The organism is Fictibacillus barbaricus (assembly GCF_014635025.1).
Classification (GTDB): Bacteria; Bacillota; Bacilli; order Bacillales; family Fictibacillaceae; genus Fictibacillus; species Fictibacillus barbaricus.
Window position 1 is genome coordinate 767,263 of record NZ_BMCE01000001.1, and the last position, 16,468, is coordinate 783,730.

Genomic DNA, 16,468 nt, shown 5'->3' on the forward strand with positions numbered 1-16,468 from the left:
TTTCTGGAATTATTATTTAAGACAAGTCATAATAAAGTTAATCATATAGTATTATATATGGAATTTATTTTGTTGTAAATGCAACAAAATATCGGAGGTTTTATAATGAAGGAAATTCTTCGTGAAATTGGAATGATTGCAAGGGCACTAGATTCTATAAGTAATATAGAATTTAAAGAATTTGACCTGACAAAAGGACAATATTTGTATCTTGTTCGAATATGTGAAAATCCAGGAATTATACAAGAAAAATTGGCAGAAATGATCAAGGTGGATCGAACAACAGCAGCTCGTGCGATAAAAAAGCTAGAAATTCAAGGTTTTATTGAAAAAAGAGACGATAATTTTAACAAGAAAATTAAAAAACTTTATTCTACTGAGAAAGGTGAGACTATTTATCCCTTTTTAAAGAGAGAAGGAGATTATTCCAATAAGGTAGCCCTTTCCGGATTATCCAAAGAAGAAACAGATCTTCTCCATAATCTTCTTTGCAGAGTTAGGAAAAATGTTGAAGTTAATTGGGACTTTGTAAAGAAGGGAAACAAAAGGGACTACTGAATGTTCCTTATTAGTGGAAATATGCATTGCATTAGGCACGAGTATTGGCTAGAGGGGAGCATTCCTATGAATAAACCTTTACTTATTCCACAAACGGGTGCATTTCTTCAAGAAGTAGATATGCTTCTTTTATGAATTAAAGGGCAGGTTAAATGAACAAGGAAGTTACTAAAAAAGAACTACAAAAAAATATTGTAAAGAGAGGTTCTTTTGCAATTTTTTATCGGGAGCTTGGGTTGAATCTTCCCAAGCTCATCTATGAAGAGCATGGATGATTATTTTTGATCGACTTGTATCATAATTTTGGTTACATAATGTTCTTTATGATTCTTTACAACTGTATCATAAATATACTCTTCAAAAACATAATCTCCTAAGGCTAAATTTAAACGTTCCATCTCTAAAAAAAGCCGCTTATATGTATGATTTATTGTTTTTTCATCCCCAATATGGTATCCAATGAGAAAATTACCCTTTACTGCTTGAAAATACGGATATCCTTCCTTAGGGTTTGGTTGCTCAATATATAAATAGCTATAATTAGAGAATTCTCCCTTTATTACTTTCTCCCGTTTCGTTATACAACCTATTGGATATCCAGAATCAAGATGCGATATGTTCAATTCATTAATAAAATCTGAAATGACCTCTACAAATTCTTCATCAGTTATATTTTGAATGTTTCTACTTAGATAAAGTGTTGCTTCTGGTAAATGTTCGAGCGTAATTTGATGAAAATCAAGGTGTGACGCTTCTTCCATCAATGTTATTTTTGCCTCTATCATTTTTTCCTTCATTTCAATCTCCTGACGTTTTTTTACAATCTCCTCTTTTTTTCGATACATCAATGACAAAAATTTTTCAGGCGATTTATTTTGCATGTATTGTTGAATATCGTTAAGTGACATTCCAAGATCCTTTAATAAATCAATAACAAAGAATAATTCTATTTGGTGGATTGAATAATAACGGTACCCTTTTTCATTTTTTAATACCGGAGACAAAAGTCCAATTTGATCGTAATAGAAGATTGTCTGTTTGTTTACTTTGCAAAGCCTCGCAAATTCACCTGTAGTCAAATATTTCCCATCTTTTTTATTCATCTTTTACAGCACCACCCTTGACTATATAGTTACTATATACACTAGGATAATCTTATAAACAAATGAAAACAAATAAAGTTTGTTCTTAGGTAATTATTTTTGTTAAGGAGAATGTAGAAGATGAAGACTTACAAAATCACTTTAATATTATTATTAATGAATTTATTCATTGCCTTTTTAGGAATTGGTCTAGTAATTCCAGTCCTACCTACACTGATGAATGAATTGGGCATAACTGGAACAACAGTTGGTTATTTAACAGCAGCTTTTGCAATTGCTCAATTAATTGTTTCCCCATTTGCAGGGAAAGCAGCAGATAAATGGGGTAGGAAAATTATGATTGTAACTGGCTTATTTATTTTTGGGATATCAGAATTTTTATTTGGCTTCGGAAAAGAAATCGAACTGTTATTTATTTCTCGTATTTTAGGTGGAATTAGTGCTGCATTCATTATGCCATCTGTAACAGCTTTTATTGCTGATATTACAAATTTGGATACTCGCCCCAAAGCACTCGGTTATTTGTCAGCTGCAATTAGTACAGGATTTATTATTGGTCCAGGTATCGGTGGATTTTTAGCGGAATTTGGGACACGGCTACCATTCTTCTTTGCAGGGGCACTTGGTACATTTGCTGCTATTCTTTCTATTATTTTATTAACTGAACCCAATCGTACAGAAGAAGAAAATAATAAACAAAACAAAGAAGGTAAGACTGGCTTCAAACGTATAACCGTGCCAAAGTATTTCGTTGCGTTTATTTTAATTTTTATTGCTTCATTTGGTTTAGCAGCTTTTGAATCATTCTTTAGTCTATTTGTGGATCACAAATTTGGATTTGAACCATCTGATATAGCCATTGTTATCACAGGTGGAGCGATTTTGGGTGCTGTTTCACAAGTTATACTATTTGATAGGCTAACTCGGATTTGGGGTGAAATTAAACTGATTCGATACAGCTTAATATTATCAGCCTTCCTTGTCTTTTTAATGACAATTGCTCATTCATATTTCTCTATTTTACTTGTTACATTTATTGTTTTTGTAGGATTCGATTTATTCCGACCAGCTGTTACTTCCTATCTTTCGAATATCGCTGGGAATGAACAAGGCTTCGTTGGTGGAATGAACTCTATGTTTACAAGTTTAGCCAACATTAGTGGACCAATTCTAGGGGGTATATTATTTGATATAGATATTAACTACCCGTACTATTTTGCGACTATAATTCTAGCTCTAGGAATAGTTTTAACGTTGTTCTGGAAGAAGCCAACAAATGATGCAGCTAATAAGGTGAAGGCTAGTGTAGTAGGTCTTAAATAAAAATGAAAGTTCTTTAATATTGAAAAAATACATTTTGAGTCTAGATTTTATTATTAAAGTAGATCTGCCAAACTCGATTGTACAAATGATCAAAAGTGTAGTTTTTTTAATGCCCTTAAACTTACTGTGATATGGAGTACCTTTCATATAAAAATGGCAGCGTTCCTGTAATTAGTTATTCCACAAACGGGTGCATTTCTCTTCAAGAAGGAGAAGTGCATTTTTTTATTGAATTATTAATCAAACGTTTTGATTAATTCATCATGATTTGTAGTTTGAATTGCATAAGTCTAAATGCATCATGCGATTGACAATGTATTGAAATGAAAAAATATAGTAACTTTCAGTTCTGTTTGTTATATTCTTTAATAATTACCGTAAAGGAATGACCGATATGAAATTAATTAAACGATTTATTTTAAACCGCCCTGCTGAAAAGCGTCTTGTCTATTTTTATAGTATGGTTGCAACGGATGAACAGGTATGGTTACTACGCGACGAAAATGGCGACTTATTACTATTGGAAGATAATGAAGACTGTTCATTTTTACTACCTGTTTGGCCAAGTCGAAGCTTTGCTGAAATGGAAGCTGCCAATTTGGAAGAGTCATACGAAGCTTTCAACCTACCACTTTCAATATTTTTAGACGATTTACTAGTAGATATTGAAAATGACGGCGGTGCCACAGCGATTTTCCCAAATAAAAACGACACAACCGTTCAATATCGTGATGAAATAAAGGAAATGATTAGCCAAATATAGCAAGTAGGAGGCTATGCCACATTAGATAAGTAAGACAAGATCGTACCTTCTGATACTTCAATATTATTATCATCTGTTTCTTCAACAAACGGGTGTTTTAGTGGAACAAGCCAAACTAAAAAAGTCGACTAAAAATGTCAAAAGAACCAGTCATATGTCAAAGGCCAAAACCCTTGATATGAATGGTTCTTTTTTAGAGATTATGTGAACTAAGAAATAAAAAACAAGAAATCACTTTATACTACTGGATATAAACATTGAGGCATCTTGATTCATAAAAATACGATTACCATGATAGAATGTCTTAATTTCAATTGATTGAAATCCAACTTCGGAAATTCTTTTTTTTAGTTCTTCATGCGAAAAACCGTTATGAACTTTCGGATGATTTATTTTATCGTTTTTGTCAAAATCAATAATAATTAGCTTGCCACCATTATTTAAAATGTTGAACAATTCTTGTAAAATTCTTTTAATATCCGGAATATGAAGAAGGACTAGTGACATTAAAACTATGTCTGCCTTAAGTTCAGGAGTTTCTTGAGTAAAATCTGAATAAAATACTTTTGAGTTGGTAATTCCTTTGTGAGAAATTTTAGATTTCGCAACCTCCAACATTTGTTTTGATGAATCTACCAACAAAATAGAATCTACTAAATCTGATAATTCTAAACTAATTAAACCAGTACCACTCCCATAGTCTATTAAAGATTTTGATTTACTATTTCGTAATTCTGGTCGTACTTCCTTAACTATAACTTTAGCTAATTCAATTCTTTCTTCAGTATCATATCTTTTTGCCATCTGTTCAAAAACGTTATTTTCCATTTTCCACTCCGCTTCCGTATTTATTAAAAATTAAACCTACATAGTGGCCATTATAGCAAAAGTCATAATCTTGAGGGGCAATTCTCCCCCTCAAACCCTTTCGTATAGATCATCTGGCCCATCGAAAAAAATTTTAAAAAAATCATCAATATAGGGGTAGTGTCATTGGCAGTACTCCTTATAGAAATAACGATATAAGCTCTTACGACTCATTAAGAATAATATCGACATTACAGTAAATTAATTATTCAAAAGACGGGTGCATTTCTTCAAGAAGGAATAAGATATGCGCCTTTTTATATGAAGAAGGGATTTATAAAAAGACAAGAGAATAATTAGAAGAAAATGGGCAGTAATATTACTGTGTTTTATACATACGTTTATCTCAAATCATGTGCAATTTCAATTTTTGCCAGAAATAATTTAAGATGAACAAACACTAGACATCAAGACAGGATAATGGCTTATTTTTTTACTGTTTTTAGTTGGGAGGGATGATAATGAATATAAAAGAATGCAAAGCACTTGTAACAGGCGGGGCTTCAGGTCTTGGGGAGGCGACGGTAAGAAAAATTGTTGAAAACGGAGGCCAGGCTGTGATTCTTGACCTTTCCGAAGAACAAGGAAAGAGAGTTGTTGAGGAGCTTGGATCAGCTGTATCGTTTATTAAAACGGATGTAACCAGCGATGAGGAAGTCAGGACAGCAGTTGCTTCAGCCGTGAACCGGATGGGTTACATTAATACGGTTATCAATTGTGCCGGTATCGGTATTGCCGAAAAGGTACTTGGAAAAAAGGGAACGCATAGCCTGGATCTTTTCTCCAAAGTGATATCCGTTAATCTGATCGGCACGTTTAATGTATGTCGGCTTGCAGCAGAAAGTATGGTTCAAAACGTGGAGAATTCCGATGGTGAAAGAGGAGTCATCATTAATACTGCTTCCGTAGCTGCGTTCGAAGGCCAAATCGGCCAAGCTGCCTATAGCGCTTCAAAAGGCGGAGTGGTGGGGATGACCCTCCCGCTTGCAAGAGAGTTCGCCAGGTATGGTGTGCGAGTGATGACAATAGCCCCGGGTCTTTTTCATACACCGATGTTTGAAATGCTACCTGAAGAGGCTCGGATTGCACTTGGAAAGATGGTTCCGTTTCCATCAAGACTAGGACTTCCGGAAGAGTATGCCCAGCTCGTACAAAGCATTGTCGAGAACTCGATGCTGAACGGCGAAACCATCCGTCTGGATGGGGCAATTCGAATGCAGCCAAAATAATGATTGAAAAAGAAGGGATTGACCGAAAAGGAATCGTAAAGGTACCTTTTGGTGTCAGCCCTAATTCTTTTAAAGCTTGTAGAGAAAGACTGATGGAGTCTATGAACCAAAATAGTAAGTCTTTAAAAAGTTATTGCACTATGAACTAAACCAATAATCCTAAAAATCAATAATCCTTTTATAAGGAGGGTTCCTCATCAAGAGGCTCCCTCTATTTTTTGTTAAGTTAGAAAATTCTAAAAACTTCAAAAAAACATTATAATAAGCTGAAGAGACGAAATGCAATTTGGTAAATGAGCTTATTATGCAAACTGTAATAAATAACAACTATGGAAAGAGGTTACGGAAAATGAAACGTTCTTTTTTGAATGATGAACATGAGATGTTCCGTAAATCATTAAGAAAATTTTTAGAAAAAGAGGCGTATCCGTTTTATGAACAATGGGAAGAAGATCGGATGATTCCGCGTTCTTTTTGGAGAAAAATGGGCAACCAGGGCTTCCTTTGTCCGGATGTGGATGAAAAGTATGGTGGGAGCGGAGTTGACTGGGGCTTTTCTGCAGTTATTAATGAAGAGCTTGAACGAGTCGGATCAGGGCTTATTGGAATAGGGCTGCACAATGATATCGTTGTTCCTTATATCACGGCATATGGAACCGAGGAGCAAAAGAAGCGTTGGCTGCCGCGGTGTGTGACAGGAGAAACCATTACTGCTATTGCCATGACAGAGCCTGGCACTGGATCGGATCTTGCCAGCATCAAAACGACAGCGAAGCTTGAAGGCAGCCATTACGTGATAAACGGACAAAAGACATTTATAACGAACGGAATTCAGTCCGATCTGGTCATTGTGGCTTGCAAAACAGATCTCAATGCAAAACCAAAACACAAGGGTATCAGCTTATTTGTCGTTGAAAGGGATACACCGGGTTTTTTCAGGGGGAGAAAGTTAGATAAGGTAGGGCTTCACTGCCAGGATACATCAGAACTTATTTTCGAAGACTGCCGCGTCCATAAGGATAACATGCTTGGTGAAGAAGGAAAAGGTTTCATCTATTTAATGGAAAAGCTGCAGCAGGAAAGGCTTGTAGTGGCTATTGGAGCGCAGGCAGCGGCTGAGGAAATGTTTAAGCTGACGTTTAACTACGTAAAGAACAGGGAGGCATTTGGACGTCACGTCAGTCAATTTCAAAACACGCAGTTCAAAATGGCAGAGATGGCTACTGAAATTGAGATGGGTAGGGCATTTCTTGATTCACTTATCGCCAAACATATCGCGGGCGAAAATATCGTGACTAAGGTTTCGATGGCGAAATGGAAGCTCACAGAGACGGCTAAGCACATTGCTGGAGAATGCATGCAGCTGCATGGCGGTTATGGTTATATGGAAGAATACGAGATTGCTAGAAGGTACAGGGATATTCCGGTTGCGAGCATATACGCTGGTACAAACGAAATTATGAAAGTGATCATTGCTAAAAATCTGGGACTGTAGAAAGTTTTGCACAAAGAAAAGTGAGGGAGAAAATAATGAGAGAAGCAGTAATCGTAGAGGGGTTAAGAACAGCAGTTGGAAGAAGAAACGGGGGTTTGAAGGACATCCGCCCGGATGATCTGGCGGCAATCGTCATTAAGGAACTGGTGGACCGTACAGGCTTAGATCCTCATTTAATAGAAGATGTCATTCTTGGCTGTGTCACTCAGTCAGGTGAACAAGCTGGTGATATTGCAAGGGTGTCCGCGCTGATTGCCGGTCTGCCGATCGAGGTACCTGGCACCACGATTGACCGTCAGTGCGGGTCAAGCCAGCAGGCTGTCCATTTTGCTGCACAAGCGATCCTTTCTGGAGATATGGATATCGTCATCGCAGGCGGTGTAGAGAGCATGTCTCGCGTGCCAATGGGATCGAACTATCAGGGAAAAGGCTTCAGCCCAGCCCTCATGGAAAGGTATGAAGTGATTCATCAAGGATTGTCGGCAGAACGAATCGCTGAAAAATACAAGTTTACAAGAGAGGACTTAGATCGTTATTCACTGGAAAGCCATAAAAGAGCACTTCGAGCACAGGCAGAAGGCTATTTTAACCGGGAAATTGTTCCTGTTCAGCTTTCAGATGGAACCGTGTTTTCCAAGGATTCGGGTCCACGCGAAGAGACTTCCCTAGAGGCATTGGGAAGTCTTAAGCCTGCCTTTACAGAGAATGGAGTTATCCATGCCGGAAATGCAAGCCAGATAAGTGATGGAGCTGCTGCAATCCTCTTGATGAGCCGGGAAAAAGCGGAACAACTTGGACTGAAGCCGCGTTTTAAAGTCCATACCCGTGTTGTGGTTGGTTCCGATCCAACGCTGATGCTGACCGGTCCGATTCCAGCCACACAGAAAGCATTAGAAAAATCAGGTCTTACCCTTGACGAAATTGACATTTTTGAAGTGAATGAGGCGTTTGCATCCGTTACACTTGCATGGCTAAATGAGACAGGCGCCGATCCAAAGAAACTGAACCCGAATGGAGGTGCTATCGCCCTAGGGCATCCTCTAGGAGGCAGCGGTGCCCGATTGATGGTTACGCTAATGCACGAGCTTGAACGCACAGGTGGCAGATACGGACTGCAGACGATGTGCGAAGGCCACGGAATGGCTAATGCAACCATCATTGAACGACTTGATTCATAACGATACGAACGTTAAAAAGATGGATCCTATTGATAATGGAGGGAATTGAGATGGGAACAACGATTGGCAGAATTTTTGATTTGACAGTGCAGAAGTATGCAAACAAAGAGGCGATTTATGATGTAAGGAAGAACCAACGCTTGTCATACAGCGAATGGAGCGTACAGGTCAATAAGCTTGCAAATGCACTTCTTGCTGAAGGAGTGACAAAGGGAGACCGCGTTTCAACGTTTTTATTCAATACGGAAGAACTCGCTACTGCTTTCTTTGCCTGTACTAAAATCGGGGCTGTCTTCAACCCCATCAATTTCCGTCTGACGGCAGAAGAGGTGGCGTTTATCCTTCATGATGCAACACCCAAGGTCGTACTATTTGAAAAGGGACTAGAGCCAACTGTAAAGGCGGTTAAAGATCGGTTTTCGAAAACTTCATTCTGGCACATTGACGGAGAAAACCCTGGATATGCCGCGAGCTATCACCAAAGAATAGCAGCAGCATCAGAAGAATTACCTGACATAACTATAGATGAAAATGACTTGTATGCCATCATGTATACGAGTGGGACGACCGGAAGGCCAAAGGGTGTGCTTCACTCCCATCGTGAGATTGTAGAACAAAGTTTAATTGTTATTGGGGCAACAAAGCTTGATTCTTACGATGTTGGACTTGTGACCGCACCAATGTTCCACTGTGCTGAACTGCATTGTGCTTTTTTACCAAGAATCCATGTCGGAGCAAGTAATGTTATTCTTCATCAATTTGATCCGAAAAAAGTGCTTAGCTTGATTGAAGAAGAAAAAATTACGAAATTTTTTGCTGCTCCGACAATGTGGAATATGCTTTTGCAAGAAGATCTGGAGAAGTACGATATTAAGAGTTTAAAAACAGGTTTGTACGGGGCAGCACCGATGGCTCCTTCCCTTGTTCATGCGTGCCACGATCAATTAGGAATTACTCTCGTCCAAGCATATGGAATGACAGAGATGGGTCCGGCGATTACTTTTCTCGGGGAAAAAGACCAACTTACAAAAGCAGGATCTGCAGGGCAGGCTTGCTTGAACCACGAAATCCGTATTGTCCGCCCAAACGAGAATGGTCCGTCTGATCCAAATGATGTTATGCCGACAGGTAAAACGGGTGAGATCATCGTCAAAGGACCTTGTATGATGGCCGGTTATTTCCAAAGGGAAGAGGCTACAGAAAAGGCTTTGTACAAGGACTGGTACCATTCAGGTGATATTGGCTATCTCGATGAAGAAGGTTATTTGTGGGTCAAGGATCGCGTGGATGACATGATCATTTCCGGCGGTGAGAACATATACCCGCGTGAGGTCGAAGATATTCTACATGCCCATAAAGGTGTGCTGGATGCGGCAGTTGTCGGGCAGCCGGATGACCGCTGGGGGGAAACGGTCACGGCTTTTGTTGTAAAGAAGGATTCTTCCATTACAGAAGGAGACCTTGATGAGTGGTGTAAAAACAGTGATCAAATCGCCAATTATAAACGCCCACGGAAATATATTTTCTGTGAGGCGCTCCCAAGGAACGCAAGCGGCAAAATTCAAAAATTCATACTCCGTAAACAAATAGAGGATATGTTCTTGCCAAATAAGCAGTAACTGAAGATCGATATTAATGTCTGAGTAGTTTGAGTGTTTCTCTTATTCCATTAAAGGGTGCATATCTGTAACAAGATATGCGCTCTTTTTATAAATCGGCCCAGTTAGTTGAACAAGATTAAAGATTAGTTATTCTGCCAAAAAACAAGACCCTTCGATTTATGGAAATCAAGGGTCATCCTTATAAATACAAATATCCTAATTATGGGACTTTTCTAGTGCTAGTTTTATTCCAAAACCTATCAGTATTGTACCTGTGATTCCTTCAATAATACTTTGTGCTTTAGGTTTTTTCATAACAGCACTAATCTGATTAATTAAATAGATATAAAGTAAAAACCATATGGAAGTCAATACAGTATAAGTGATACCCATTATAAGAAACGGTATAAAGGTATTACTTCCTGAGTCCACGAATTGAGGCAAAAAGGTTAAGAAAAAGACCGCAACTTTGGGATTTAGGATATTGGTAAGGAACCCTTGTTTAAAACAAGATGTGTTTTCAAATTGTTTTGTATTCATCTCTACGCTTGCTGCTTCTTCTTTTTTCCTCAAAGACCACAATGTTTTAATACCCATATAAATTAAGTAAATTGCACCAATGTATTTGAAGACAGAAAATAATAACGCTGATTTAACAATGATTGCTGAAAGTCCTAATACAGCAGCAGAAGTATGGATAAGAAGGGCACAACAAGTACCTAAAGCTGTTTTAAGACCTCCCCTTTTCCCAACGGTGAGAGTATTTTTTGTAGCAATGGCAGTATCGGGACCGGGTAAAATAATTAGAAAAATACACATAAGGACAAACAGATAAAAGTTTTCCATTTTAGTATCACCTTTCTGGTTATGATAAGATCTTCTGAATATGTGATTCTTACACTTTATTATAAATAATTCGTGTTATTAATTGAATTTAAACATTATTTGATTGACTTCCTTATTTCACTAACGTGTGCTTTCATGTAAAAAAACGATCTTCCGCATTCGGGTGCATTTCTTCAAGAAGGAGAAATGCTTTTTTTATTGAAGTAGACTAGCAGCTTAATGTCATAAAGGTAAATTAGGAGGAACAATGGAGATAGGAACTGAGATCATTTTTAATGCTGCCTTTACTGAAAGAGGCTTAGATAATGTAGTTTTATGGGATGTTCAAAATATAAAAGATGGTCAATCCATCAAAATTACTTTTATTTCTACAAATTCACATCACCGACAGGGAATCTGGCTAAGGACAAATAAAGGTATTGAGATTCCTGTCTTAGGAAATGAAGTAAAAAAAACATAAATTTATGGGAAGAGACAGCTCCAAAAGAAATTATAATCAACTGTCGTACAACTGATGGGAAGTTGAGTATTTATAACATTTGGGATGAAGGTGATGGAAAAGAATCTCAAGCATACTCTTCAGGAATGTTGATAAGCGAAAAAAACGGCGTATTAGTATATAAGTGCAACGATTATGGTTTTGAGACCGATTTTAGTTCTTTAGTATTTTCGTTGGAAAAACTTTAACTCCATTTTTTGAAACTCTAAGATTATTCAACTAACAGGTGCATTTCTTTAAGAAAGGAATGTGCTCTTTTTTATTGAACTAATAAAGGCTTGGAATTTCACGTGAATAAGAGGTGCCTTTAATTGAAGAGTCTTATGGATGGAGAATATAAAGTAAAATTAAATGGAATTACCCATTGGATAAGGGTGGTAGGAAGTGAGAACAACACAATGCCTTTAGTTATTTTACACGGTGGGCCAGGTGGGAATCATTATGTATTTGAACGAACAATTGGTCCTTTACTCTCAAATAGTAGAACCGTTATCTATTATGAGCAGCGCGGATGCGGTAGGACTGAAAAACCTTCTGACGATACTAAGTACTCTATAGATTTGCTGGTTGAGGATTTTAAATCTATACAGAAATGGTTAGATGTAAAGAAAGTAGATCTACTGGGATATTCTTTTGGTGGAGAATTAGCTCTAGAGATTGCCCTTGCAGCTCCAACAGTTATAAATAGAATAGTTCTTTCCGGACCAAGTTTAATAAATTCAGAAATAAACAAGATGGTTCAGATCACAGGAATTTGTTCCGTGGTTGATATCCAATTGTATCGACAGATGCAAGATGTCCTTAAAAAGGTGTTAACAATCGACGAAACATACAACAAGATTTGGGAACTGGCGGATAGTAAAACAGTTGATTTATTATTGTTTGAAAATCAAGAAATAGCAAAAAGGAACAGGGAAATGTGGGCGGAAAGTAATTTAGTAAACACGGGATTAATGTATAAAGCCTTAAAAAAAAATCCTGTTAAAATCCCATTATTAGATCGATTAAAAGAAATTCAACAAGAAACCTTAATTATTGCTGGTGCATTTGATCGTAATACAGGAATTTCTATTTCAACATTAATCCATAAAGAATTAAGAAATAGTGAAATGGTATTGTTTAATAATAGTGCCCATTTCCCCGATTTAGAGGAACCTGACAAATTTAATAAAATAGTACATGAATTTTTAGAACCTTTATTATAAGCATTAGTTATTCCACAATCGGGTGCATTTCTTCAAGAAGGAGAAGTGCCTTTTTTAGTGAAGTGAAAGGCAGTTTAAGTCAGGTAGGTTATTGTTTCAATTAACTAGAATATATATAATATCAACCCAAAAATAATAAAAAGGGGATTCATAATGGATAAAAGAGTTCAATTCGACTTTGAAATCGATTTTACAAATGGCGGTGGAATACAAGGGCAGGAATTTCGTCTTGATATTGATGGAGATGATATTACCGATGAAGAGTTAGCTAAGTATATCGTAGAAGATATGAGGTTGTTAATGGTTGGTGAAGTTAGGATTCTTAACAAGAAAATAATTAATGAAAAACATAAACGAAGACTTCAGATGAGAAGTCTGAGTAATAACCTCAAGCACAAAATATAAGAAAGAATCAAAATTTATTTTTACAAGGGTTATAGATTGTGCTGCCAAATAGGTGTCTTTTTGTTTAACAATCGGGTGCGATAGTTAAAGATCCAGAGGGCTCTTAGCAGCTCTCTTTTTTATACCATTAACGGGCCATATGGTGGAATAAGGAAGGGATTGTAATGGTCATTCTTGAAATTGTAAGTTATTCCGTTAAAGTAGCAGGATAGTTTAATAAGGAATGTAATAAGTTAGTCATTCAAGTAGGAGGTGTTTTAATGAAAAATCATATATTAGTATTCTCGTTTTTTCTTATATTTCTTAAGACTGGTTGTGGTTTAGAAACAAAGACGCTTCCTCAATTTTATGAGAAAGACCTTGCTGATGTATCTAAAATAGTGATTGTTGATGGGAATACAGGATATAAAAAAACAATTACAGATAATATAATTATAGAGGATTTTCTTGGTGATATAAAAGATATAAAGTTCATTCTAGATGAAAATCAAAAAGCAAGAGATGGTTTTATTTATTCAATTACCCTTTTCCAAGATGATGAAGAAACTTTCCAATTTGGATTAACACAAGTAAATGACTATTACTATCATACGGAACCAGATATTTATCCAATTGTAGATGAATTTTATACAGATCTTAACAATAAAGAGGAATAATTTTAAATTTAATTATTATACTAACGGGTGCTATTTCTTCAATAAGGAATAGCTTTTTCTTATTGATGGAAAATTTAGTTAAATAGTTATAAGCAGCAATTAGGTCATTCATGGTAAAATAAGGTTCTAAAATGAAAACGAGAGGAAATGCTATGGCGTACATAATTCAATATGCTTTATCGATCTTTGTGTTTTTATTTTCAACATTTTCTGCATGGTATGAAGGAAGTGAATTAAGAGATAAAACATGGGAATGGAATTACTCGGCTATTTTTTCTAAATGGAAACATGGAACGATAACAAATGCTTCTGAAATCTCTGGGTTCGACCATTTTATTTACGCAGCAAAATTCAAACCACTTTATCCCATACTCATGACGATAAGTATGCTATATATCCTTGTATTAATAGCTACATGGCTTTTAAGAAATAATACAAATAAACTGGTCCTATTTTTTAGCATACTCGGTCTTTCATTAATTCTAGCCAGCTTGTTAACTTTCAAATCTCCTACAACGGGTCTAGAATTGTTTACTTGGTTGTTTGCTTTAATAGGAATGTCGAGTATCATCGTTTCAGTTATATTGAAGTTAAAATTACCAACACAAGAACAAGAGATTTATTAGCTGCAATTTCAAGCAGGTTTATTCAACAAACGGGTGCATTTCTTCAAGAAGGAGAAGTGCTCTTTTTTATTTCGATAAAAGGGAGGATTATAAAACTAGAAAAGCCGATACACTAAAAAAAGAACTTTAAAATGGGGTATTTCCAATGACGATATTTAATTATCTTGGATGCAATTTTAAATGTCCAGCTAGTGATATTAATAGTGATGAAAAAATTTTGATTATTGAGAACTTCCCTGGAGACGAAACAATAGAAAATGTAAAAAAACATTTTTCAACTAGGTATGTGTACGAAGTTTCTCATATGTTGGGCAGGAGATGAAGAAGAAAATAGAAATAAAGAATTAGATCAAACCTTTATTCTTAATAATTCCGACATTAATGACATTGAAATATATGAGAGAACACTGTTAGTAAAAAAGAAATAGTTATTCAACAAACGGGGGATTATGAAGAATTCTATAAACAAGGATAATAATAGAAAAATATCAAAAAAGATATATAGTTTTATGTGGGGGGATAATATTATTGAAAACTTCTATTTAATTGGAAAAAAGTTTACGTTTTTGTAAAGTAAGCCCTTACATATCATCTGTTTTATTTTCAACCCACAAAAACGGACTTCCTATTCCCAAGTTATATTAAGATAACAATTAGGATTAGGAGGTTTATTTTGGATTATTTGCTGTTGATATTCTTTATCATGTCGATCACTTTCCCCGTCATTCATTCAATTAATTGTTTACCATTCTTTCAAAAGAAAAGTAACAAGCTAAGCAAGTCATATGCCAAAAAGGGTATAAGTATTTTAGTGCCATGTTATAACGAACAAGGTATCATCGAGACTTCAGTAAGCAGTATGAAACAATTAACCTATTCAAATTCGGAAGTCATATACATAAACGATGGTTCGTCAGACAGAACTTTAATCATCTTAAATCAGCTGTTGAAGTTAAACCCTTTTAATAAGCCAGCAAAACGAGAACTTCCATATGAAAAAGTAAAAATGGTTTACCAATCAGAAATCTATCCTCATATTTTTGTAGTAGATAAATTAAATGGGGGCAAAGCTGATGCTTTAAATGCGGGGATAGAGTATGCGGACAAGCCCTTAGTTATTACACTTGATGCAGATACCATTCTAAATGATAATGCGCTAACGGCTGTCAATAAAGCTTTTCAGGATGAAAACGTGGTTGCAGCTGGTGGTATGGTACATGTCTTGCAGACAAAAGCGGCAAAACCTTTATACGGGTTGTCATTAAGTAAAGCAAATCTTTTGGTGCAGGCACAGACCTTGGATTTTTTAAAAGCGTTCTATGTCAACAAAGTATCACTAGCTCGTTTTCATGCATTAGCGGTAATATCTGGTGCTTTCGGTATTTTTACCAAAAAGTCTTTACTAGATGTTGGCGGGTATCGTTCTACTATTGGAGAAGACATTGATATCACACTTAAAATGCACAAGTATATTTCTAAAAAGAAAAAAAGAAAAGTGATGCTTATTCCAGACGCTGTTTGTTATACGGAATTGCCAGAGACCATTAAAGATTTATTTAAACAGCGTGTCAGATGGCAAAAAGCATTTGTAGATTGTTTATTATATTTTGCGCCGTTCTTGTTGAAATCACTGTTTAAAAAGCCTGTCTCCTTCTTTTATTTATTTGAAGGCTTCCTTTCAGGAACTTTAGCCGTATATTTTATGACTGCCGTATTACTATTCGATATTGTTACTGGTGAATTCTTCTCTATTTCTTTTCTAATCATTTATACCTTGTGCGTTTTCATTCTTGGATATACGTATGATGTGCTCGCTGTTGAAATGTCAGATCATTACGGCTACTCCTTCCAAGATGAGGACAGTTATAAATTATTGCATGCAATCTTTTTCGATATATTTATCTATCGTTTTATTACCATTACCGCAGTGATATACGGTACAATCGCTTATTTCTTTAACAACAAAAACTGGAATAAAGTAGCTAGAACAGGACGAAATTATCAAACTGAACCGGAATCTGCCGCATAAGTATGGTACTGGAATAAAAAGCCCCGCAAAAAATGCGGGGCTTTAAACTATTGGTTGGGTACTCTTATGCTTGTGTTTACCATAA

18 protein-coding genes are annotated in these 16,468 nt (G+C 36.1%); 15 read left to right on the top strand and 3 right to left on the bottom strand.

Annotated elements, in window-relative coordinates:
• Positions 1-105: 105 nt before the first annotated feature.
• Positions 106-558, top strand: a complete 453-nt coding sequence (locus IEV52_RS03610) for a MarR family winged helix-turn-helix transcriptional regulator (protein WP_188401150.1) — start codon at positions 106-108, stop codon at positions 556-558.
• 275 nt (positions 559-833) lie between these two features.
• On the opposite strand, the gene IEV52_RS03615 is transcribed toward IEV52_RS03610, so the two are convergent.
• Entirely contained in the window at positions 834-1,661 is an 828-nt protein-coding gene (locus IEV52_RS03615; protein WP_188401151.1) for a MerR family transcriptional regulator, read from the bottom strand.
• 120 nt (positions 1,662-1,781) lie between these two features.
• Here IEV52_RS03615 and norA point away from each other — a divergent pair, with 120 nt between their 5' ends.
• The 3 genes from norA to IEV52_RS03625 all read left to right on the top strand — a co-directional run bounded on the left by norA (position 1,782) and on the right by IEV52_RS03625 (position 3,747).
• A complete protein-coding gene (gene norA / locus IEV52_RS03620) occupies positions 1,782-2,984 on the top strand; it encodes a multidrug efflux MFS transporter NorA (protein ID WP_188401152.1) in 1,203 nt (400 codons plus the stop codon).
• Between the two features lie 131 nt (positions 2,985-3,115).
• Complete coding sequence (locus IEV52_RS22500; protein ID WP_268234748.1) at positions 3,116-3,241, top strand: hypothetical protein; 126 nt, start codon at positions 3,116-3,118, stop codon at positions 3,239-3,241.
• 137 nt (positions 3,242-3,378) lie between these two features.
• A complete protein-coding gene (locus IEV52_RS03625) occupies positions 3,379-3,747 on the top strand; it encodes a DUF2750 domain-containing protein (RefSeq protein ID WP_188401153.1) in 369 nt (122 codons plus the stop codon).
• 231 nt (positions 3,748-3,978) lie between these two features.
• On the opposite strand, the gene IEV52_RS03630 is transcribed toward IEV52_RS03625, so the two are convergent.
• Entirely contained in the window at positions 3,979-4,575 is a 597-nt protein-coding gene (locus IEV52_RS03630; protein ID WP_188401154.1) for a class I SAM-dependent DNA methyltransferase, read from the bottom strand.
• Between the two features lie 500 nt (positions 4,576-5,075).
• Here IEV52_RS03630 and IEV52_RS03635 point away from each other — a divergent pair, with 500 nt between their 5' ends.
• The 5 genes from IEV52_RS03635 (at position 5,076) to IEV52_RS03655 (ending at position 10,135) form a co-directional block, all read left to right on the top strand.
• Positions 5,076-5,843, top strand: coding sequence for a 3-hydroxyacyl-CoA dehydrogenase (locus IEV52_RS03635; RefSeq protein ID WP_188401155.1), 768 nt, complete (start codon positions 5,076-5,078; stop codon positions 5,841-5,843).
• Entirely contained in the window at positions 5,843-5,992 is a 150-nt protein-coding gene (locus IEV52_RS03640) for a hypothetical protein (RefSeq protein ID WP_188401156.1), read from the top strand. Before IEV52_RS03635 ends, IEV52_RS03640 begins: the two co-directional genes overlap by 1 nt.
• Positions 5,993-6,192: 200 nt before the next feature.
• Complete coding sequence (locus IEV52_RS03645) at positions 6,193-7,338, top strand: acyl-CoA dehydrogenase family protein (RefSeq protein ID WP_188401157.1); 1,146 nt, start codon at positions 6,193-6,195, stop codon at positions 7,336-7,338.
• A 35-nt stretch (positions 7,339-7,373) separates the two neighbouring features.
• The gene (locus tag IEV52_RS03650) at positions 7,374-8,516 is read left to right on the top strand and encodes a thiolase family protein (protein ID WP_188401158.1); all 1,143 of its coding nucleotides are present in this window, start codon (positions 7,374-7,376) and stop codon (positions 8,514-8,516) included.
• Between the two features lie 50 nt (positions 8,517-8,566).
• The gene (locus IEV52_RS03655; protein WP_188401159.1) at positions 8,567-10,135 is read left to right on the top strand and encodes a fatty acid--CoA ligase; all 1,569 of its coding nucleotides are present in this window, start codon (positions 8,567-8,569) and stop codon (positions 10,133-10,135) included.
• Between the two features lie 198 nt (positions 10,136-10,333).
• On the opposite strand, the gene IEV52_RS03660 is transcribed toward IEV52_RS03655, so the two are convergent.
• Positions 10,334-10,963, bottom strand: coding sequence for a LysE family translocator (locus tag IEV52_RS03660; protein WP_188401160.1), 630 nt, complete (start codon positions 10,961-10,963; stop codon positions 10,334-10,336).
• A 247-nt stretch (positions 10,964-11,210) separates the two neighbouring features.
• Between IEV52_RS03660 and IEV52_RS03665 the strand changes: the two genes are divergently transcribed.
• The 6 genes from IEV52_RS03665 to IEV52_RS03690 all read left to right on the top strand — a co-directional run bounded on the left by IEV52_RS03665 (position 11,211) and on the right by IEV52_RS03690 (position 16,383).
• A complete protein-coding gene (locus IEV52_RS03665) occupies positions 11,211-11,423 on the top strand; it encodes a hypothetical protein (RefSeq protein ID WP_188401161.1) in 213 nt (70 codons plus the stop codon).
• A gap of 362 nt (positions 11,424-11,785) precedes the next feature.
• A complete protein-coding gene (locus tag IEV52_RS03670) occupies positions 11,786-12,667 on the top strand; it encodes an alpha/beta fold hydrolase (RefSeq protein WP_229754177.1) in 882 nt (293 codons plus the stop codon).
• A gap of 153 nt (positions 12,668-12,820) precedes the next feature.
• Positions 12,821-13,072, top strand: coding sequence for a cyclase (locus IEV52_RS03675; protein WP_188401163.1), 252 nt, complete (start codon positions 12,821-12,823; stop codon positions 13,070-13,072).
• 260 nt (positions 13,073-13,332) lie between these two features.
• Positions 13,333-13,728, top strand: coding sequence for a hypothetical protein (locus IEV52_RS03680; protein ID WP_188401164.1), 396 nt, complete (start codon positions 13,333-13,335; stop codon positions 13,726-13,728).
• Positions 13,729-13,880: 152 nt separating this feature from the next.
• Positions 13,881-14,354 carry a YjdJ family protein gene (locus IEV52_RS03685; RefSeq protein WP_188401165.1) on the top strand — a complete coding sequence of 158 codons (474 nt, stop codon included), beginning with the start codon at positions 13,881-13,883 and terminating at the stop codon, positions 14,352-14,354.
• 673 nt (positions 14,355-15,027) lie between these two features.
• A complete protein-coding gene (locus IEV52_RS03690) occupies positions 15,028-16,383 on the top strand; it encodes a glycosyltransferase family 2 protein (RefSeq protein ID WP_188401166.1) in 1,356 nt (451 codons plus the stop codon).
• Positions 16,384-16,468: the final 85 nt, after the last annotated feature.